The organism is Deltaproteobacteria bacterium (assembly GCA_017302835.1).
Lineage (GTDB): Bacteria > Bdellovibrionota > Bdellovibrionia > Bdellovibrionales > Bdellovibrionaceae > UBA2316.
This window is the reverse complement of record JAFLCC010000001.1, coordinates 139358-158417: the sequence shown is the minus strand read 5'-3', so window position 1 is coordinate 158417 and position 19060 is coordinate 139358. Positions and strand designations below refer to the sequence as shown.

At 36.0% G+C, this 19060-nt stretch carries 21 protein-coding genes and 1 tRNA gene; 14 read left to right on the top strand and 8 right to left on the bottom strand.

The window, feature by feature from the left end:
• Positions 1-2: 2 nt before the first annotated feature.
• The 4 genes from J0M15_00765 to sucC all read right to left on the bottom strand — a co-directional run bounded on the left by J0M15_00765 (position 3) and on the right by sucC (position 3810).
• Complete coding sequence (locus tag J0M15_00765) at positions 3-1157, bottom strand: class I SAM-dependent RNA methyltransferase (GenBank protein MBN8535556.1); 1155 nt, start codon at positions 1155-1157, stop codon at positions 3-5.
• Positions 1158-1185: 28 nt separating this feature from the next.
• Positions 1186-1608 carry a nucleoside-diphosphate kinase gene (gene ndk / locus J0M15_00760; GenBank protein ID MBN8535555.1) on the bottom strand — a complete coding sequence of 141 codons (423 nt, stop codon included), beginning with the start codon at positions 1606-1608 and terminating at the stop codon, positions 1186-1188.
• Positions 1609-1676: 68 nt separating this feature from the next.
• Entirely contained in the window at positions 1677-2546 is an 870-nt protein-coding gene (sucD, locus tag J0M15_00755) for a succinate--CoA ligase subunit alpha (protein MBN8535554.1), read from the bottom strand.
• A 103-nt stretch (positions 2547-2649) separates the two neighbouring features.
• Entirely contained in the window at positions 2650-3810 is a 1161-nt protein-coding gene (gene sucC, locus J0M15_00750) for an ADP-forming succinate--CoA ligase subunit beta (protein ID MBN8535553.1), read from the bottom strand.
• Positions 3811-3901: 91 nt separating this feature from the next.
• Here sucC and J0M15_00745 point away from each other — a divergent pair, with 91 nt between their 5' ends.
• The 11 genes from J0M15_00745 (at position 3902) to J0M15_00695 (ending at position 12478) form a co-directional block, all read left to right on the top strand.
• A complete protein-coding gene (locus J0M15_00745) occupies positions 3902-4660 on the top strand; it encodes an ATP-binding cassette domain-containing protein (GenBank protein ID MBN8535552.1) in 759 nt (252 codons plus the stop codon).
• Positions 4661-4767: 107 nt separating this feature from the next.
• Positions 4768-5529, top strand: coding sequence for an ABC transporter ATP-binding protein (locus J0M15_00740; protein MBN8535551.1), 762 nt, complete (start codon positions 4768-4770; stop codon positions 5527-5529).
• Positions 5526-6305 (top strand): ABC transporter permease, encoded by a 780-nt coding sequence (locus tag J0M15_00735; GenBank protein ID MBN8535550.1) that lies wholly within the window; start codon positions 5526-5528, stop codon positions 6303-6305. Before J0M15_00740 ends, J0M15_00735 begins: the two co-directional genes overlap by 4 nt.
• Positions 6306-6329: 24 nt before the next feature.
• Positions 6330-7022 (top strand): ABC transporter permease, encoded by a 693-nt coding sequence (locus J0M15_00730; GenBank protein MBN8535549.1) that lies wholly within the window; start codon positions 6330-6332, stop codon positions 7020-7022.
• Positions 7023-7030: 8 nt separating this feature from the next.
• Positions 7031-7807: an MCE family protein gene (locus tag J0M15_00725; GenBank protein ID MBN8535548.1), complete on the top strand. Its 777-nt coding sequence runs from the start codon at positions 7031-7033 to the stop codon at positions 7805-7807.
• A 73-nt stretch (positions 7808-7880) separates the two neighbouring features.
• Positions 7881-8462 carry a hypothetical protein gene (locus tag J0M15_00720; protein ID MBN8535547.1) on the top strand — a complete coding sequence of 194 codons (582 nt, stop codon included), beginning with the start codon at positions 7881-7883 and terminating at the stop codon, positions 8460-8462.
• A gap of 1012 nt (positions 8463-9474) precedes the next feature.
• On the top strand, positions 9475-9906 hold the full coding sequence (locus J0M15_00715; GenBank protein ID MBN8535546.1) for a hypothetical protein: 432 nt from the start codon (positions 9475-9477) through the stop codon (positions 9904-9906).
• 30 nt (positions 9907-9936) lie between these two features.
• A complete protein-coding gene (locus J0M15_00710; GenBank protein MBN8535545.1) occupies positions 9937-10146 on the top strand; it encodes a hypothetical protein in 210 nt (69 codons plus the stop codon).
• Positions 10146-11195, top strand: coding sequence for a cysteine synthase family protein (locus J0M15_00705; GenBank protein MBN8535544.1), 1050 nt, complete (start codon positions 10146-10148; stop codon positions 11193-11195). The genes J0M15_00710 and J0M15_00705 overlap by 1 nt, the downstream gene beginning before the upstream one ends.
• Positions 11192-12352, top strand: coding sequence for a cystathionine gamma-synthase (locus tag J0M15_00700; protein ID MBN8535543.1), 1161 nt, complete (start codon positions 11192-11194; stop codon positions 12350-12352). Before J0M15_00705 ends, J0M15_00700 begins: the two co-directional genes overlap by 4 nt.
• A gap of 50 nt (positions 12353-12402) precedes the next feature.
• Positions 12403-12478 (top strand) — tRNA-Phe (locus J0M15_00695).
• An 81-nt stretch (positions 12479-12559) separates the two neighbouring features.
• Here the strand turns inward: J0M15_00695 and ptsP are convergent.
• Genes ptsP through J0M15_00680 form a run of 3 tightly spaced genes read right to left on the bottom strand, consistent with a single transcriptional unit; the run spans position 12560 to position 16042 of the window.
• Positions 12560-14215 (bottom strand): phosphoenolpyruvate--protein phosphotransferase, encoded by a 1656-nt coding sequence (gene ptsP / locus J0M15_00690; GenBank protein MBN8535542.1) that lies wholly within the window; start codon positions 14213-14215, stop codon positions 12560-12562.
• A gap of 5 nt (positions 14216-14220) precedes the next feature.
• Positions 14221-14481: an HPr family phosphocarrier protein gene (locus J0M15_00685; GenBank protein MBN8535541.1), complete on the bottom strand. Its 261-nt coding sequence runs from the start codon at positions 14479-14481 to the stop codon at positions 14221-14223.
• 58 nt (positions 14482-14539) lie between these two features.
• A complete protein-coding gene (locus tag J0M15_00680) occupies positions 14540-16042 on the bottom strand; it encodes a glycoside hydrolase family 15 protein (GenBank protein MBN8535540.1) in 1503 nt (500 codons plus the stop codon).
• 179 nt (positions 16043-16221) lie between these two features.
• Between J0M15_00680 and J0M15_00675 the strand changes: the two genes are divergently transcribed.
• From J0M15_00675 to J0M15_00665, 3 genes are all read left to right on the top strand, one after another.
• A complete protein-coding gene (locus J0M15_00675) occupies positions 16222-17001 on the top strand; it encodes a hypothetical protein (GenBank protein MBN8535539.1) in 780 nt (259 codons plus the stop codon).
• Positions 17002-17145: 144 nt separating this feature from the next.
• On the top strand, positions 17146-17562 hold the full coding sequence (locus tag J0M15_00670) for a hypothetical protein (protein ID MBN8535538.1): 417 nt from the start codon (positions 17146-17148) through the stop codon (positions 17560-17562).
• 4 nt (positions 17563-17566) lie between these two features.
• Positions 17567-18373 carry a hypothetical protein gene (locus J0M15_00665; GenBank protein ID MBN8535537.1) on the top strand — a complete coding sequence of 269 codons (807 nt, stop codon included), beginning with the start codon at positions 17567-17569 and terminating at the stop codon, positions 18371-18373.
• A gap of 16 nt (positions 18374-18389) precedes the next feature.
• On the opposite strand, the gene J0M15_00660 is transcribed toward J0M15_00665, so the two are convergent.
• Positions 18390-19052, bottom strand: coding sequence for a polyphenol oxidase family protein (locus tag J0M15_00660; protein ID MBN8535536.1), 663 nt, complete (start codon positions 19050-19052; stop codon positions 18390-18392).
• Positions 19053-19060: the final 8 nt, after the last annotated feature.

Here is a 19060-nt window from a genome sequence, read left to right as displayed (position 1 = left end):
AATCATGAAATGGACAGGCTCGCCATAACTTCGATGTGATCCGTCTGGGGAAACATATCAAAGCATTGGAAAAAATCGACGGATAAATTCAGGCCCCAGTTTTGAGCGGTGTTCTTAAGAAGGGCCAAGTCTCTGCCAAGGGTTAAATAGTTACAGCTAATATAAAGAATTTGATTTCTCTTGGCGGCACCAAGAAGATAAATGACTTCAGGCGAGCAACCTGTTCTTGGTGGGTCCAATAAAATAAAATCATTTGAGTCTAGCTTGAAATTTTGGACAAATAACTCCACAGGGCTTTGAACAAAATGAAGCTTTTCAAGCCTGGGCTTAGCTGTCTTAGATTGCAAGCGCCGACCTTCATTTATTAGATCAGTGCTGAGTTCGACCGCAAAAACTTTTTTATTAGGATGAGCCTCAGACAAAGGAAAAGAAAAATTCCCTGCGCCAGCATAAAGATCAACAATGGAGCTAAAATTTTGATTCTTATTGCTGAGATCGACAACAACAGCAACCAAGTTTGAGTTTTGAAACCTATTAACTTGAGAAAAAAAGGAAGTATTTTTTTTATTATCTATGAATCGTTGCTGAACTTGCAGACTTGTGTCTAAATAGAGTTCTAGCTTATCCATTGGCGCTAATTCAGAGGGAACCATTTTTGAGAGATGTTCATTTAAGGGATCTTCTGCTATCATGCAGTTTTTTATGGGTAAGACCTCGTGGGTTTTTCTTTTATAAAAGCCAATTTGATTGTTCTTGTTATGGATCTGAATTCGATTGCGGTAATTGAAAATTTTTGGAGAAGGTATTGAATTCTTGAAAGGAAGATCTTTTTGTTTTAAAAAATTTTCAAGAGCTTCCTTAACTAAAAAAGTTTTTTGTTCTAGTTGGCTTGGGTAATCCAAATGCTGAAAATTACACCCACCACATTCGCCGTAATAGGGACAGGGGGCAGTAATGCGATTGGCGGAAGGATTAATAATTTCAATAATATTAGCTTCTGCAAAGTTTTTTGCTAATTTCGTAATTGTTACTTTTAGACGATCGCCAGGAGCTGAATAGGGGACAAAGATAATTTGATTATTAAATCTGCCGAGCCCTTTACCTTCATTGGCCATTTTCTCGATGGTTATTTCAATTTGATCATTTAAATTCAACATAGAAAATGGCCGATATAAAATATTTTAATTAGTTACAAAGTTCGTGTTTTTCAAAAAAGATGGCTAATTCTCTAGTGGCTGAGGCCAAGGAATCAGAACCATGAACTGCATTTTCACCCATGCTATCGCCGTGTTTAGCTCTGATAGAACCAACGGCCGCTTTTTTAGGATCTGTGGCGCCCATAAGGTCGCGATTTTTCAAAATGGCGTTTTCACCAGTTAAGCACATTAAGACGACTGGACCAGAAGTCATAAATTGTACTAATTCTCCAAAGAAAGGTCGTTCTTTGTGTTCTTCGTAAAATAACTGGCACTTGTCTTTAGAAATAATTCCCATCTTCATTGCAGAAATTTTTAGTCCGTTGTCTTCAAAGTGTTTAACAATATCACCAATAACGCCTTTTTTAACGGCATTTGGTTTGATAATTGAAAATGTTTTTTCTATCGCCATAAAATCCTCCAAATAATTTAGTTTCAAGATGAATTCTCATGAAAGGCTTCATGATTGCAAGATAAAAGTTATTTTAATAAACTTTTTAATGTAACTCCAAGATCAGCAGGGCTTCTTGAAATTTTACAACCAGCCTCTTCAAGTGCTGCAAATTTTGCTTCCGCAGTTCCTTTTCCTCCACTAATAATAGCACCGGCATGACCCATGCGCTTGCCAGCAGGGGCCGAGGCACCAGCAATGAAGGCCGCAACTGGTTTTTTAAATTCTTTCTTAATATAGGCGGCAGCTTCTTCTTCAGCAGAGCCACCAATCTCGCCAATCATAATGATCGCTTCAGTATCTGGATCAGAATTAAACATTTTTAATACATCAATAAAATTTGTTCCATTGACAGGATCGCCGCCAATTCCAACACAAGTCGACTGACCAAGACCAACTTGAGATAGCTGAAAAACAGCTTCGTAGGTCAGTGTGCCTGATCTTGAAACCACTCCGATTTTACCAGCTTGATGAATGTGGCCTGGCATGATTCCAATTTTACACTGGCCTGGCGTGATGACCCCTGGACAATTAGGTCCAATGAGTCTTGTTTTTCTTCCCTCCATAAATCGTTTTACCTTCACCATATCAAGAACAGGAATGCCCTCAGTGATACAAATAACCAGATCTAGATCAGCATCAACAGCCTCCATAATAGAGTCAGCCGCAAAGGCGGGAGGAACAAATATCATAGAAACATTGCAACCCGTTTTGCTTTTCGCATCGAAAACAGTATTAAAAACGGGAATTCCAATATGAGTAGAACCACCCTTCCCGGGAGTGACGCCACCAACCATTTTTGTTCCGTAGGCGGCACATTGTTCACTATGAAAAGTACCTTGGGCTCCGGTTATTCCCTGACAAATGACTCTTGTATCTTTATTTATTAAAATTGCCATCGTATTAAGTCCTTATTATTAAATTTTTTTGTATTTATATTTATATTTTTCATTTCAATTTTTTTAGCCGTCATAATTGCTTAGAACCTGCAATTAATAGTAATCACTTAGCTGCAGCTACTACTTTTTTAGCCGCATCTGTAAGATCATCGGCAGGAATAATGTTTAAACCGCTTTCCCTGAGAAGTTTTTTACCTAGTTCTACGTTTGTACCTTCCAGTCGAACAACCAGAGGTACTTTTAAGCCGACTTCCCTAGATGCCGCCATCACGCCCTCTGCAATCACATCACACTTCATGATGCCGCCAAAAATATTCACCAAAATCGCTTTAACATTGGGATCTTTTAAAATAATCTTAAATGCCGCAGTAACTTTTTCCTTATTCGCGCCACCACCGACATCTAAAAAATTAGCGGGATAGGCACCATGCAATTGAATGATATCTAAAGTTGACATGGCTAAACCAGCGCCGTTAACTAGACAACCAATAGTGCCGTTTAACTTAATAAAAGCGAGTTCATATTTAGAAGCTTCAATTTCAGCAGGTTCCTCTTCAGAAAGATCTCGGTAAGCGACAACTTCTGGATGTTTAAAAAGAGCATTTGAATCAAAATTCATTTTCGCATCTAAAGCGATAACCTCATTTTCCTTTGTGACCACCAAAGGGTTAATTTCAGCAATGGAACAATCAGTTTGAATAAAAGCATTATACAAACCCATGAAAAACTTTGTTGATTTATTGACTACCTCAGGACTCATGCCAATTTGAAAGGCTAATAAACGAGCTTGAAATGGGGCAAGACCAACGGCGGGATCAATAATCACTTTTTTAATTGCTTCAGGATTTTTTTCGGCGACTTCTTCGATATCCATTCCCCCCTCGCTAGAGGCCATCATAGCAACACGACCTGAAATTCTATCTACCAAACAAGCTACATAATATTCTTTGGCGATATGGCAACCTTGTTCAATAAAAACCTTATGTACTTTTTTTCCCTCAGGGCCGGTTTGGTGAGTCACCAGAGTCATGCCTAAAATTTGTTGAGAAATAGTTTTTACTTCATCTAGAGATTTAGCAAGTTTGACTCCACCGCCTTTTCCGCGGCCACCCGCATGAATTTGAGCCTTGACGACCCAGACGGAACCGCCAATTTCTTTAGCTGCTTGAACCGCTTCTTCTGGGGTATTGGCTAGTTTGCCTTTAAGGATAGTCACATTGTATTTTCTTAAAATTTCTTTGGCTTGATACTCGTGAATATTCATGGATATAAAACTCCTATTAGATTTGCATTTTCAGAAATTTTATCTAAACTTATATTGAAGTTTTATACAAGTAAGATTGAGGCGAGTCATAATGGCAAAAGTAATTGAAGCTAAAAATGTACAAGTTGCTTTTGATAAACAAATTGTTCTTCAAAACATAGAACTCCTTGTAGAAAGCAATCAGTCTTTAGTCATTGTGGGCCCGAGTGGTCATGGAAAAACGGTTTTGCTTAAGACCTTAGCTGGATTGATTAAACCCACTCAGGGGCAGGTCCTTGTTTACGAAAAAGACTGGTCGCAAATGAAGGGGTCAGAGAAATTAGAAATTCTAAAAAAAATCGGTATGCTTTTTCAAAAAAATGCTCTTTTCGATTCACTGTCTTGCTCTGAAAATATTGCCTTTCCCTTAAGGGAATCGGGGATTAATTCTGAAAGTGAGATCTCTTCCATAGTAGAATTTTATTTGAATGCCGTTGGGATTTTACACGCAAAGAACCTCTTTCCAGATGAAATAAGTGGAGGGATGCAAAAAAGACTTGGAATTGCCAGAGCCTTAGCTTTGAAGCCAGAACTTATTTTTTATGATGATCCAACAGCAGGCCTTGATCCTATAACTTCCAAAAAAATAATCGAATTAATTTTAGATTTAAAAAACAAAAACAATTCAACGGTCGTAACGATAACAAACGACATGAATCGCGCTTATCAAATGGCAGATAAAATTGCCATGGTTTATAACAAAGAATTAATTATTACAGGCAATGAATCAGAGACAAAAGCCCATAATCATCCCGCTGTGAAACAGTTCATTCGTGGAGCGTTGGAAGGTCCGCTTTTATCCTTACAATAATCTTTTTTTTGCAAGCTCTCTAGACGAAAGTGATTAAAACTATGTTTAGCCTAAATCGATTTTGACCCCTTAGTCTTTTGTTTAATATCCTATTAGATATTATGCTAATGTTGGAATATAAAAACCTTGAAAAGAGTTTTGGTGATAGAAAAATTTTAAAAGGCATTAATTTAAAAATTAAGCAGGGTGAAATTATATTTATTTTGGGAACATCTGGCACTGGAAAATCAGTGTTGCTAAAAAATACGGTCGGGCTTTTAAAACCTGATGCTGGGGAAATTTGGATCGATAACCAGGAAGTTTCGAAATTTTCAGAAATTCAGTTTTTAAATGTAAGAAAAAAATGTGGAATGGTTTTTCAGCACCCAGCGCTTTTTGATTCATTAACCATTTTCGAGAATGTGGCATTTGGCCTCAGAAAACATTATACTTTAACTGAAAATCAAATCGCTGAAAAAGTAGATAAAGCCTTACGTTTGGTTAACATCATTGGTATTCAACAAAAAAAACCATCAGAAATATCATATGGGATGCAAAAAAGAGTTAGTCTTGCTCGAACCATCGCCTTGGAACCAAAAATATTACTTTTCGACGAGCCCACAACGGGCCTAGATCCGGTGACGACAAATGCGGTGAATAACTTAATTAAAGACCTATCACAAAAGTTAAATACAACTTCAGTGGTCGTCAGCCATGACATGCCCTGTGCTCTTAAGATTGCCGACAGGATTGTGGTACTTGACCAGGGTCAAGTTGTCGATCAGGGAACGCCAGAGGAACTTTTAAAGTCCGAAAAGCAATTGGTAATTGATTTTTTAAGCGAAGCCAGGTCGCTGAATCAAAATTCTAAAAATGGAGAGCTTAATTGAAAGATCTGAAATTGTTTTTAGAAGATTTCGGAAAATCCATTTTGTTTTTGTTGGATATCATTAAGACCTTATTCTTACGTCCTTGCACCAGAAAATTAATTTATGAACAAATTTGGAATGTCACCTTACAAAGCTTACCGACAACGGCAATGGCCGGTTTTTTTGTTGGTGCCATCATGACGGTGCAGTTTGCTCTTCAGGTAAATGAATTTGGAGCCATGGCTTATTTGGGAGGGCTTGCTACAAGTGGAACTATCAGGGAAATTGGACCCTTATTGATTGCGTTTATGTTGTCTGGAAAAGTAGGAGCCTATACCTCTGCAGAGTTAGGAACGATGAGAGTTACAGAACAGATCGATGCCGTAAGATGTTTGGGCTCAGACCCTATTCAAGAAATCATTTTACCTAGGTTTATTGGAATTATCATTGCTTCATTTTTTCTATTGACCAGTGGTCTTATGATGTCAGTACTTGGAGGTGTAATTTTAGGAGTAGTATTTGCTGGAATTAATCCAGAAGAATACGTTCGCCATATTCCTACCATTTTGGCCTGGCCGTCTTTAGTTATGGGTTTAGTTAAATGTTTAGCCTTTGCATTGGTTTTAGCCACCATTTGCACGTACAAAGGATTTTACACTTCAGGAGGAGCCAAAGGAGTTGGCAAAGCCGTAGTTTCAACGGCGGTAACAACGATGGTTTCAATTGTTGTCGTCGATTGGGTGACTAGTTTTATTGGAGAAATTGCTTTAACCGTTTTTAAAGAAATGTATAGCTAAAGAAATGTATAGCTAAAGGGAAATATGAATCTGTTAACTAAACCGTTTCGATTTAAAGAAACTATCCAACAACTCTATTTTGTTGCCAATGGAAGCTTATGGATTATCGTATTTTGTGTTTGTTTCGCTGCAGTTGTGACCATTCTTGAGTCTTCATTTCATATGAAACTGGTTATTCAAAATGATTCTATGGTTCCAGGCTTTGCCTCATTATTAATCCTTAGAGAACTGGGAGCCGTAGTGACAGCTTTGCTACTCACTTCACGAGTAGGAGCAGGGATTGCGGCAGAGGTTGGATCTATGAAAGTAACAGAGCAAATCGATGCATTAAAAATGCTCGGCATTGATCCCGTAAATTTTATTGTGATTCCAAGGTTATTTGCTACGACAATTGGGTGTATGATTTTATGTGTGATTGCCAATATGGTGTGTATTTTTGCCGCGATGCTCGTTTCTGAGCAAATTCTTGGTTACACCACATCTATGTTTTTAACCGCCATGAATCGATTTGTGAACTTTCAAGATATTATTTTTGCGATTATAAAAGCCATGTTTTTTGGGATGGTTATTCCATTGATTAGTTGTTTTTTTGGTTTCAGATGTAAGTCAGGCGCCGATGGGGTGGGGAATGCTACCACCCAAAGTGTAGTCTTTGCATCTATAGCTATTATAGTTCTTGATTTTGTATTGTCGTATACGTTTTCATATTTTTATTAGGGGTAAGAATGAAGGTTGAATTAAAAGTTGGCATATTGGGTGTGTTTTCAATTGTATTAATAGTTGTTTTTGCATATTTGGTGGGACTTATTTCGCCGTTAAGCGATACCAACACCATTAATGTCATGTTCAACTATGCTGGTGGCATAGAGGAAGGGTCTCCAGTAAGAGTTATGGGTATCAAAGTCGGGAAGGTGAAAAGCATTACGTTTACCCCTGATTTTAAGAATTCTTCAGGAGAAGAAGTTAAGTTAAAAATAAAAATAACCGTAGACAAAAAAGCTTGGACCAGCGTGAGGAAAGACTCAAAATATTTCATTAATTTAGCAGGTGTAATTGGTGAAAAATTTTTAGAAATATCACCAGGATCTCTTAATCAAGAAGAGTTAAAGTCTGGTGATTTTGTGCGTGGCGAGGATCCTCCAAGAATTGATCAAATTATATCTCAAAGTTATGGATTAGCAGGAAAAGTGATCGAAATGTTAAATAAAAATGAAGGTTCTGTCTCGAACGTGATTCTTCAGCTAGATAAGTTGACGACAAATTTTAATAAAACCCTAGTGTTAATGGATAAAGTTTCGAAAAATAAAGACATGGTCAGATTGATAGATAATGCCATAAAAATCAGTGACGATCTGGCAGTCATAACTACGGGCTTAAGATCAAAAAAAGCTGAGGACAGTTATGATTTGTTACACAAGTTGTTGTTTCGATTGGAACCTTTAGATGGTCCCGCCATTCGTAAGTTTCTGCAAGCGGAAGGAATTAAAGCAAAAATATTCTAAATTAGTTGTTTGCAGTTCGCAGCTGGAATATAAATATCATAACAACGTTCATCATTAGGAGAATGAGGGTATCATGAGTCTTAATAAAGATTCTTTACGGCTTTTTATCGTGTTTCTTTTGATTGGAATTAATATCAAAGTTCAAGCCAGACAATCGCCTGTATTTGAAAAATCTGAATACTTTTCTAATTTCGAGCTAAGAAATGATCGTAAATTAGGAGCTGGCATAGGGCTGTTGGGAATTTTTGGCTACCTTGGTGGTGTTGTTGATATTAATTTTAATGAAGATAATTCAAGTCAGCTAGGCTTTGGCAAGGGTTATGGATTTAATTCATTTTTTTTAGGGTGGAAAAAATCATTTAGAGGAAAGTATTTCACTCCTTATTTTACCCTTGGCTACTCCAGATTTTATAGTTCTGTTGTGCAGGATTTGCAGGGAAACTCTTATGTTTTGGATCAGGTGTTATCAAAAAGCGAATTAAAGCAAGGGCAGTTCGGAATTGATTTTTTAAACACGCATTTCGGAATGCAATACAATCAGTTGGATGGGGATTTAATGGGAAATACATTTTATTTAGAATTTAATTTCTTATTCAGCTTGGCAAGGAGCCTTGTTATTCCAGCAGCTTCTGTTGGCACCATCTATTATTTCTAATTAAAAAACAAAAAAAAACCCCCAGCAATGCTGAGGGTTCCAGATAATTGGCTCTACCAACTATCTTTTTTTAGCAGCCTTTTTCTTAGTTGCTTTTTTCTTAGTAGCTTTTTTTGCAGCTTTCTTCTTTGCCATGTGCTCCTCCTAATTAGAGTTAATTTTTGTCGCGCTCATTCGCGACATTTTTTGTTTCCTTAATAACAGTGTTCACCGAACGACATCTCTCGTCAACAAAAAAATCACTTGCATATTTTTTGATACAATTTTTTTTCTCAAAGGAGCGATGAATGTTTTCAATTTCAGTTTCAATACTCGGATTTTTGATTATCAAATACGAATTTATAGAAATCTTTCGTGATTTTAGTCTTAGAAATCTGTTTTATTTTCCGACAATATTATTGTTATCTCTTTTGCAGTTATTTGTTCTCAAAATATTTTATTATGAGCCAATTTATCTTTGGTTTTTTATAGTCATACTGTATTTATTTGTGTTTTTTTTGCCGGTTTTAATTAGAAAAAAATTAGAAATTGAAATGAAAGATGAAATTATTATTTTTTTAGACAATACAATTTTAAACGTTCAATCTGGATGTCCTCTAAGAACCTCTCTAGTAAAGGCAATTGACGATTTTAGTGGTTGGAAAAATACTCAGTTTAAATTGCTAATAAACAGTCTACTTTTAGGCCAAAAAAACGAAATTTTTCAATCAAAAACGCTACGAAAATTTCACCAATCAGTGGCGCGAATTGAAAGTTCAAAAACAAATGTTTTGGAGCAATTAAAAAGCTATCGACAGCAGCTCAAAATAGAACAAAACTTGAGACATAGGTCGAGACAAGTAACTTTGAATTTGAAAATTCAGTCCTTCGTGATGACAGTGATGTATATATTAATCGGATTTTTTATTTTTTCTAATTTTGAGACGTCTCATTCTAAAACGTTGCTTTTGATTTCAGTAATTTTGTTCGGCCTTGGCCAAGGGTTAGTTTTTTTTGTTGGAAGGAGTTTTAGATGGAAGACTTAGCGCCCCCATTAACTTTGATTGCTTTCATCAAAAAATCAATTGAAGGAGGCTCTTCGATCCGCGAAGGAATATTTTCGTACTTATCAGAGATAAAGGATCCATTTTCACTGCAGGTTCGATCATGGTTATTAGATATGGATCGCGAGAAGGACACAGCGGTTATCTTGGGTGAGCTAAAATCGCCTCAAAGAAGGGGATTATTAAAGCTTTTGGAAAGAGGACTTAAAAAAGAATCTATTTACAATCAACTGCTTCTTTTGGAACAAGAAACAATTCAGGCTTGCCAAGCTGAAATTGAGGAAAAGCTTACTAAACTGCCTTACATCATGATGATACCGGTCCTTTTTTTTCAATTCCCTGCGCTATTGTTGTTAATTCTTGGCCCATTGATTCAGAATTTTATTGAATCCTTAAAGTAATTAATGCTGAAATGAAATTCAGAGAGGTATATGTCAATAAAATCAGCTGAAGTAGCTAACGAAAAAATTAGCAAATATGAGAAATTAGTTGAAGAGCTAATGAAAGAGGCTCCCGATTTACTTTATGTACGGAAACTTTGTATCGAACTTAAAATAACTTATTCTGGTAATGTTTCGACTCAAATAGGTAATGTTTTTAATAAGTTGCAGACAATAAAAGCTCAGGCTATGACTAAATAATGCAAAAAATATATCAAAACATAGCAGAAACAATTGGGAACACTCCCATTATTAAACTCAACAATATTACAAAGAGCTCTATTCATAATTTCTTTGTTAAAGTTGAATATTTTAATCCAGGCGGAAGTGTAAAAGATCGAATCGCTTTAGCCTTGATTGAGGGAGCTGAAAAAAGGGGCGAACTAAAACCGGGAGGAACAATTATTGAAGCCACCTCTGGGAACACGGGGTTAGGCTTAGCTTTTATAGCTGCGACGAAAGGATATAAATGTATTTTCGTAATGCCTGACAAAATTAGTTCAGAAAAAAGAGCCATTTTGTCGGCCTATGGGGCCAAGGTATTAATAACCCCCATGGGAGTAGATCCTCAAGATCCAAGATATTATGTCAATGTAGCTAAGAGACTTGCTGAAAATACCACAAATTGTTTTTACGCTAATCAATATCACAATAAAGATAACCGAGAACGTCATTATCAAATGACAGGGCCAGAAATTTGGGAACAAATGAATGGCAAGTTAGATATCTTTGTTGCAGGCGCTGGTACAGGTGGAACTATTTCTGGTGTGGGTCGATTTTTGAAAGAAAAAAATCCACAGATTAAAATTGTTTGTGCTGACCCCTATGGAAGTATTTTAAGTGATTTATTTTATCATAAAAAAGTTGTGACTCCTGCACACAGCTATAAAGTAGAGGGCGTTGGGGAAGATTTTTTACCTGAGAATGTTCAATTACAGTTCATAGATGATTTTGTAAATGTAACAGATAAGGATTCATTTTTGATGACTCGAGAATTAATCCAAAAAGAAGCCTTGTGTGTAGGACCCTCAAGTTCTATGGCCTTGGTGGGTGCCATAGCCTATTCACAAAAATTCAATGAACCAAAGGATATTTTGGTTTTAATGCCCGATAATGGTAAAGCCTATCTTAGTAAGGTCTTCAACGATCAATGGATGATTGAAAATGGGTTTTTAAAACCTAATGATCTTGGGGCTGTATTTAATAAAATTACGACTTTTGAAGAATATTTTAAGGAGCTTGGTTTATGAAAAAAAATAATCTTGAGCTGGGCCTGGCTACCAGAGCTATTCACGCTGGACAACAACCGGATCCTACCACGGGAGCCATTATGACTCCTGTTTATCTGACTTCCACCTATGTTCAAGAGTCTCCGGGAGTTCATAAAGGTTGGGAATATTCAAGAACTCATAACCCTACAAGAAAAGCCTATGAAAACTGTTTGGCAAGTTTAGAAAATGGAAAATTTGGTTTTGCATTTGCTTCTGGCTGTGCGGCAACTACGACGATTTTGAGCATGCTTAAAAATAACGATCATATCATCGTGATGGATGATCTTTATGGAGGAACCTTTAGATTGTTTGACAAAGTTTTGAGGCCCTTAGGTTTAAACTTTACTTTTGTTGATTTGACTGACACACAAAATTTTTTGAAATCAGTAACCTCTGAAACTAAAATGGTCTGGTTAGAATCACCAACAAATCCGACAATGAAATTAGCAGATATCCAAGCTATTTCAGAATTGGCAAAAAGCAAAAACATTATTTCTGTTGTTGATAACACATTCATGAGTCCCGTTTTTCAACGTCCTCTTGATCTTGGTGCTGATATAGTTGTTCACTCGGCCACTAAATATTTAGGGGGTCATTCAGATATGATTGGCGGCATCGCCGTAACAAACAGGCCAGATCTGGCAGAGAAATTGGCATTTTTAAGTAACTCAATGGGTGCCATTCAGTCTCCATTTGATTCTTTTCTGGCCTTACGAAGTTTGAAAACTCTGCCCTTGAGGATGAAAGCTCACGAACAAAATGCCATTCAGATTGCAAATTATTTAGAAAACCATTCCAAGGTCGAAAGGGTTATTTATCCTGGTTTAAAAAGCCATCCCCAGCACGAGTTGGCGAAAAAACAAATGCTAGGCTTTGGGGGAATGATCACTTTTTATATCAAAGGAGATTTATCCTCAGCTAGAAGGTTTTTAGAAAAAGTAGAAATTTTTTCTCTTGCCGAAAGTCTTGGTGGAGTTGAATCTTTAATTGAGCATCCTGCAATCATGACTCACGCCAGTGTTCCTATTGAGAAAAGAAAAATATTGGGAATAAGTGATACCTTGATTCGCTTGTCTGTTGGAGTTGAGGACATCAAAGATTTAATTCGAGATTTAGATAACGCTTTTAATTCTTGACAATCCGAGCTCAGATCGGTAACTATTTTTTTCACGCTTTTAATTCCGTTGGCCAGGTAGCTCAGTCGGTAGAGCAGAGGACTGAAAATCCTTGTGTCGGGGGTTCAATTCCCTCTCTGGCCACCATTTTCGTCCGCCATTTTCGTTTGGATGTCGACGATGATGAATTTGTAAATTAGCTCTAAATTAGCTTTAACTGGCACTAAATTAATTCAGTTCAGAGATTTTTGCTCTAGACTCCAGAATATGTTGAGCCGTCATACTTAAGTCATGGACTCCTGTTGAAATTAAGAAGGGCATAATATCTGGATGATGAGCAATAGAACCGCAAACCCCTACGTGTAAATTATAAGTTTTTGCCTCAGTCACAATAAATTTTATAAATCTTAAAAAGCCTTCATGGGTAGGTGACGAGATCGACTTCAAATTTGAATTCATTCGATCGCAGGCATTTGAATATTGAAACAGATCGTTAGTGCCAATACTTATAAAAGAAACCTCTTTAGAAACCTCAGAAAGAATCCATGCTAGGGAAGGGACTTCCATCATAACGCCCAGATTGATTTTCTTACCGATTTCAATATTTTGACTTTGTAACTCAACTTTTATTTCATTGAATAAAGATTTTGCTTCTTTGATTTCACTAATTGTTGAAACCATTGGAAACATGATGCCCAAGTCGGAACAGTATTTTGATGCTCGTAAAACAGCTTTAAGCTGCCCATAAAATAATTCTTTATTGCGCAAGCATAAACGAATTCCCCTGACGCCAAGGAAAGGATTTTCTTCCTGTCCTACATTAATATAAGGGGCTTCCTTATCGCCACCAATATCTAGAGTTCTTAAAATAATTCGTTTGTGTCCTAATTTTTTAAATACTTCACAATAAGTCTCATATTGTTCATTTTCTGAGGGGGCTGCCGCCCTATCTAAAAATAAAAACTCAGTTCTGTAAAGACCTACCAATTCAGCATCATTTTTTAAAACAGAATCGATATCCTGAGGTCCCGAAATATTGGCCCCCAAAGGAATCAGCTGCCCTGATTTCGATTTGGTTGGTTTTCCAATAAAAGTGGATAAATATTTTTTATGAGCATTTAAAACTAAAATTTTATTTTGAAAACTAACAATATCCTTTTCGTTAGGATTAAGAATTACATTTCCGGAATCACCATCCAAAATTAAATCTTTAAAATTGGCGACATTTACTCGCTCAAGTTCATGTAGATTGACGACGCAAGGAATTTCCATGGATCTTGCAATAATAGAGGTATGTGACTGAGGGCTTCCGTCATACAAAACAATTCCTAAGATTTTGGTTTTGTCGAGGCTTAGAATTTCTGAAGGGGTCATATCTTTGGCGACAACAATAGAGGGTTTTTCGATTGAAATTTCAGAGTACTTTAGGTTAGGATTTGCAATATAAAATAAAACTCTATTAGAGATATCATCTAGGTCGAGTACTCGTTGCTTAATATAAGGATCATCCACGCTAGAAAATAGGTCTTTAAAAGAAGAAATCACTTCTTGGTAGGCAACAAATGCAAACTTTTTATCCGTATTTATTTTCTCGACGGATTGATCAAACACTTCTGGATCGCTAATCAGGGCTTGATGGGCTTCCAAAATTTCAATTTTTGATGCTTCTTGTTTGGCAAACCTTGATTTTAAATCTTCTAAATCACCTAAAGATTTAGCAAGAGCTTTTTCAAGAAGAGTAATTTGATCGTTTGAATTAAAATCTTGTTTTGCAAGAAGAGGAAGATTTTTTTTAACATCAAAATGATTGATAAAAACAACAGGACCATATCCGAGTCCTGGGGATGCTTTCTGACCTTTAAGCGCAATGGATTGATTGTTCATGCAGATCACACAACAAAATGATTATCAACTAAAGAGGCCACTTTTTTAAGAGCTTCTTCTGCATCCGGGCCATCTGCTTTAATCGTGATTTCTGAATTATGGGAGATTCCTAATGTCATCAAACTCATGGAAGATTTGGCATTGACTGTTTTTTGATTGAAGGAAATTTCAATTTTGCTTTTAAATGAAGCAGCTAACTTTGCTAGTTGTCCAGCGGGTCTGGCATGCAAACCTTCAGGATTTAAAATTGTTTTTTTTATTTCCATACATTTATCCAATCAAAAGTGTTTTTAAAAATGAACGTAATCGCCAATCTAAAACACATTATAAATTTTTTCTATTACTAACGCGAGCTATTACCTGATCTCTTTTTATTTTTGCAGTAATATAAGCAGCGTAGCTCCAAGTCAAGTGGGGGGCTCCCTGCATGTAACCATTTTCACGATTGTACTGTTCTGAGAGGGATCCGTCTGGATTTGCATGATATAAAATTCGTAACATGTAAAGGTCGCCTTCATTAATTAAACTATTGATGATCAGTTTAAATTCAGGCTGGCTGACATTTATAGTTTGCCCCTCGATGAGTTGAAATTTGACCACACTTGAAAAATAATTAACATTTGCAAAATTGATCAAAATTTTTTGATTATTTAAGTAATCTAAAGCCAGTCGATAATTGTATTCCGCGGCTGCGGCGGTTGTAAGAATCCATGGATTTCCGCGTGAATTTGGAGAATAACCGTCATAAGTATCTTCAGGATAACGACCAAAAGCAGTATTTAGAGAAGACTCGTTGTTAATGGAATAAATTTGAGAAAACATTCTCTTTAATGTGAGATAGCTCGAAAAAACCCTAGGGTCACTGACAGAAAAAGAAAGCTGATTTACCTCAGCATGCAAAACGCCAAGTAATACGGCAATATCTAACTGAGATTTATTTACGACCCTAGATTTTCTTTTGGCACTAGATTCAATAAAGGGAGATTGGTTGGCGTAAAAACTAGCAAGAATGTAATTAATATTTGGATTCCAAAAAGACTGGAGCCGGTTTTCAGCTTTTTTAAGCTCATTAAGATAAAAATTGGAACTTTCGGTGTCCTTTAAAACTTTAGCTAAGGCAGCGCCGTAATAGAGTGATTTTCTTTGCGTCATAAGAGTATAGAAATGATAGCCATAAAATTCTTCCCATAAATCAATAGTGGGATTCATCCAATAATGAGCTACATATTCGAGGTCGCTTTTAACGAGGGAAACATTATTAGTATTTGGATCATATAATTTTTTTAACAAGGGCTCAAACTCAGGCCAGTTTTCTTTAGAGGCTAAGGACAAAATTTCAATATTGACAGCACTTCGAAGGGCTGGACCGTCATTTTGAGGTCGCCCCCAGGGGAGAGTGTCAGTTCTGCCATTAACCAAAAAACGAGGTTCCCCTAGGCCAGCATGCAAAAGACTATCTTTTTGAATTTGGATATTAAAATTGATAAAATCCAAAAGGAAGCTTTTGATTGAAGATCTTAAATAGGTATTTCTAGATGTCGTGGCATTATAAACAGCGATGAGGCTCTCAGCGGTTAAGGCAGCATCTCTGACCCAATTAAAATAATAATTTGGGTTAACGTTGCTGGGGGAGGCAACGATAGCACCCTTTAGGCCGTCATAGGGAGACAAATTATGAAACAAAAGCTGAATCGATTTTTGATATTGTGCTTCAATGAGAGCATTTTTATTTGCAACCAAAGAAGGAATATTTCTGTTAATTGCCTTCGCATCCTGGATCAGAGCAATTATTGAAAACATAAGAAAAAACAAGTCGGTTAACTTCATTGTAAACCCCCTCACAATTTGTTCTATTTAAATAATAGGTTATGAAGATTAAGTTCAAGAAATTTTAACTTTTTCTAACGCAAAGCATTTAAGTATATTTTAAAATTGAACGGGTAGGAGGATTGAATCCTTAGTTTTGCCTTTGACTCGATATAATTGAAGGAGTTTAGTCGTAAGCAATGGGAAAAAATTGGCGGTTATTTCTAACTTTTTGTTCTGTGGTTTTTTTAGCTTTTTATATAAATCAGTTTTCAAACTTTTCATCACAAAGGGAGCTATTATTAAAAAATCTATTTTCCATAGAGGCTCCTTTATTAAAAGAATGGACCCATCAAGATCAACTTTGGACATTTTATTATGAGGCAAAAAGTTTAATTAATAAAAACTCTGTTTGGTTTGTGTTGAAATCGACTCCGCTATCTTTAAAAGATTCGAAAGATTTGGCAGATTCAAAAGACTCGAAAGTAGACGTTGATAAAAATAAAGACTCATTTTCAATTGTAAATCAAAAAGAAGGTCAAATTCTTTCAAAAAACATGGAGGTTTTTCAATTGGACTCAAAACAAAAACCAAAATTTGAATTAAAAAAAATTTCTTCTCAGGAAGAAGCCTTATTTTTTGTTAAAAAAAGATGTGAAAATGATTTTTGTTCAGAAGACTTAAAAGTGTTTTCACTCGGTGTAGATAAAATTATTGAAATTGGCAATATCCCATTATCTGCGAGCAATTTATTGACGTGCAAAAAGGAGAAACTTCCCTGTTTTGAGTATTTTGGTCAATTCACTTTACTGAAAAATTCAACTAAATCTCATCACGACATCCAAATTTTATTTAGAGGCTACGAAGAAGACTCCATGGGAAAACCAAAGCCAATTCCATCAGAACTCTATTCTTATGAAAACGGAAAGTACCAGTCAGAAACACTTAAAAACTTTCATGGAAAAACCCATACTGAATAGTTAACTTCTCTGTTCACTCTGTTGTAGCTCTAACTAAGCTAGTAAATTATACTGTCTAAACAAAAGACAATAAATTTATGATTACATAATTATAAAAATTGAGTATTTATATAGGGATATTGTTATTAATAAGGAGTTTTCTTTATGAAAAAAAATGTTTTAGTACTTCTTAGCTTTGTGGTTATCAACTTAGTTTCTTGTGCTCATCATAGAGATGTTCGCCCTGGGGTTGATGGGGTTCATCGCGTTGTTATTAAGTCTGATGATCATGACGAGGGCGCTCAAAACGCAATAGCTCAGGCAAATCATTTCTGTGAACAAAACGGGAAATCTGCAGCTATTATTACTGAGGACAAAAAATATACTGGAACTATGAACGAAAATGATTACAAAACGGCTAAGACTGCGTCCAAGGTTGCTACTGCTGCTGGGGGTATGGTTCATGTTTTTGGTGGAAAAAATGAATCGACAGCAGGTGGAATCGTGGGACTTGGTGGAATTGTTGGAGACGCTGCTTTGGGAAAAGCCTACAATGTTGAAATGAAATTTAAGTGTTTATAATTTTATGAAAAAATATTTATATGTACTTTTTGGGGCCTTCTTTTCAATGGTTATGGCCAGTTGTGGGAATTCCTCTGATTCAAATGTTAAAAAAAATTATGATATTCCATCTCCGTTCTTAAAGGACTCGCCGGCGCCTTATTCTGTTTCAGATGATGAAAGAAACAAAGCGGTGGATGAGTTGGTTGAATTAAGAAAAAAAATAGCTGTTCTAGAGGGAAAGATTATCGCTCCCGCAAAAGAAGACATCGATAAATATGCCGATTTTCTAAAGGATTCAAATACAGGTCTTGCAAGATTGTTTCCTAATGATTCGCATAATGAAAAAAAGCCAATCCTTGTAAATGGTGGAGGCTCTTATTATCAGTTCAAAGATAAAACCAACGAATATGGTTTAGGAAGTGATGTTCAGTATTCTAAAACAAACAATAAGCCTGAATTTTCTGTTGGTTTTAGTGGTTTGGACTTTGGATTTATGGCCCAACTTGGAAAGATAGATATTCGTGATCTTAATGAGAAAGTCACTTCCATTTCTTATGCAATTGAGTATAACTCATTAAATAATAAACCCGATTATATTTGGAAAGCGGAAAGGAATAAGTGGGCTAATTCTGGTGTCCGCAACAATGGAATTCTTTATAAGGAGAGAACATCAGTTGTTGTTGGAATGTCCTATGTTTTGCGTTCCATAGCAGAAAACAGGTATGATGCCGTCGTTGTATTTCAAGTTGTTAGAATTGACCCAAAAGACGAAAGTATTGTCATTGCCTGGAAGATAATTAATGAATTTGAAAAACCAATAGCAAAGTAATTGGAAAACATTATTGTCATTTTCTCATAATGAAAGAATAATTTCTTTCGGTTTTAGTTTTATCTCTTCGAAAAGAATTATATTTTAAATTCGTGTAAGTATTTATTTGTAAGTCTAAAAAGTTGAATTCTTTTTTTGGAAAAGCAATCTTTAGGTGAAAAAGTAAAATCATTTTAAGATCAATCAAAAATTTTTGATGGTCGTTCTTATTTTCTATAAAACAGAGCTCTCTAAAGTTCTCAGGGAGAGTATTTAAAAGCCTTTCCTTTACATCAGTATCTACTTCGAAGGATTCTTGATGAATGAATGGACCTATAAGTAAAGTCAAACTTGTAGATTTCTGGAAAAGTTGGTGGATTGATTTAATAACAATTTGATTTTCGATGCCTCTCCAGCCGGCGTGAATGGCCAGAGAAGTATTAAGGGAAGAATCAAAAACAAAAATGGGTACACAATCAGCTGTTTTTATCAAGAGTCCGAATTTATTACTATGAGTATAGTGGGCATCAGCTTGGGTCGAACTTATCGGAGCGTTTAGATGTTGTTCAACAAGAGTGTCTCCATGGGTTTGACTTAGTTCTGTAAAGGGATAAGGATATAAATCGAGTAGGGAAGTTTTAGACAAAAATCTATTGCCAAAAAAATACCAAAAAGGACTCATCCTCAAAGCAGTGGCCATGTTGATAA

Excerpts from the sequence above, each read along its gene's own strand:
- J0M15_00765 (MBN8535556.1), bottom strand. The coding sequence starts at position 1,157 with ATGTTGAATTTAAATGATCAAATTGAAATAACCATCGAGAAAATGGCC.
- ndk (MBN8535555.1), bottom strand. The coding sequence starts at position 1,608 with ATGGCGATAGAAAAAACATTTTCAATTATCAAACCAAATGCCGTTAAA.
- sucD (MBN8535554.1), bottom strand. The coding sequence starts at position 2,546 with ATGGCAATTTTAATAAATAAAGATACAAGAGTCATTTGTCAGGGAATA.
- sucC (MBN8535553.1), bottom strand. The coding sequence starts at position 3,810 with ATGAATATTCACGAGTATCAAGCCAAAGAAATTTTAAGAAAATACAAT.
- J0M15_00745 (MBN8535552.1), top strand. The coding sequence starts at position 3,902 with ATGGCAAAAGTAATTGAAGCTAAAAATGTACAAGTTGCTTTTGATAAA.
- J0M15_00740 (MBN8535551.1), top strand. The coding sequence starts at position 4,768 with ATGTTGGAATATAAAAACCTTGAAAAGAGTTTTGGTGATAGAAAAATT.
- J0M15_00730 (MBN8535549.1), top strand. The coding sequence starts at position 6,330 with ATGAATCTGTTAACTAAACCGTTTCGATTTAAAGAAACTATCCAACAA.
- J0M15_00725 (MBN8535548.1), top strand. The coding sequence starts at position 7,031 with ATGAAGGTTGAATTAAAAGTTGGCATATTGGGTGTGTTTTCAATTGTA.
- J0M15_00720 (MBN8535547.1), top strand. The coding sequence starts at position 7,881 with ATGAGTCTTAATAAAGATTCTTTACGGCTTTTTATCGTGTTTCTTTTG.
- J0M15_00715 (MBN8535546.1), top strand. The coding sequence starts at position 9,475 with ATGGAAGACTTAGCGCCCCCATTAACTTTGATTGCTTTCATCAAAAAA.
- J0M15_00710 (MBN8535545.1), top strand. The coding sequence starts at position 9,937 with ATGTCAATAAAATCAGCTGAAGTAGCTAACGAAAAAATTAGCAAATAT.
- J0M15_00705 (MBN8535544.1), top strand. The coding sequence starts at position 10,146 with ATGCAAAAAATATATCAAAACATAGCAGAAACAATTGGGAACACTCCC.
- J0M15_00700 (MBN8535543.1), top strand. The coding sequence starts at position 11,192 with ATGAAAAAAAATAATCTTGAGCTGGGCCTGGCTACCAGAGCTATTCAC.
- ptsP (MBN8535542.1), bottom strand. The coding sequence starts at position 14,215 with ATGAACAATCAATCCATTGCGCTTAAAGGTCAGAAAGCATCCCCAGGA.
- J0M15_00685 (MBN8535541.1), bottom strand. The coding sequence starts at position 14,481 with ATGGAAATAAAAAAAACAATTTTAAATCCTGAAGGTTTGCATGCCAGA.
- J0M15_00680 (MBN8535540.1), bottom strand. The coding sequence starts at position 16,042 with ATGAAGTTAACCGACTTGTTTTTTCTTATGTTTTCAATAATTGCTCTG.
- J0M15_00675 (MBN8535539.1), top strand. The coding sequence starts at position 16,222 with ATGGGAAAAAATTGGCGGTTATTTCTAACTTTTTGTTCTGTGGTTTTT.
- J0M15_00670 (MBN8535538.1), top strand. The coding sequence starts at position 17,146 with ATGAAAAAAAATGTTTTAGTACTTCTTAGCTTTGTGGTTATCAACTTA.
- J0M15_00665 (MBN8535537.1), top strand. The coding sequence starts at position 17,567 with ATGAAAAAATATTTATATGTACTTTTTGGGGCCTTCTTTTCAATGGTT.
- J0M15_00660 (MBN8535536.1), bottom strand. The coding sequence starts at position 19,052 with ATGGCCACTGCTTTGAGGATGAGTCCTTTTTGGTATTTTTTTGGCAAT.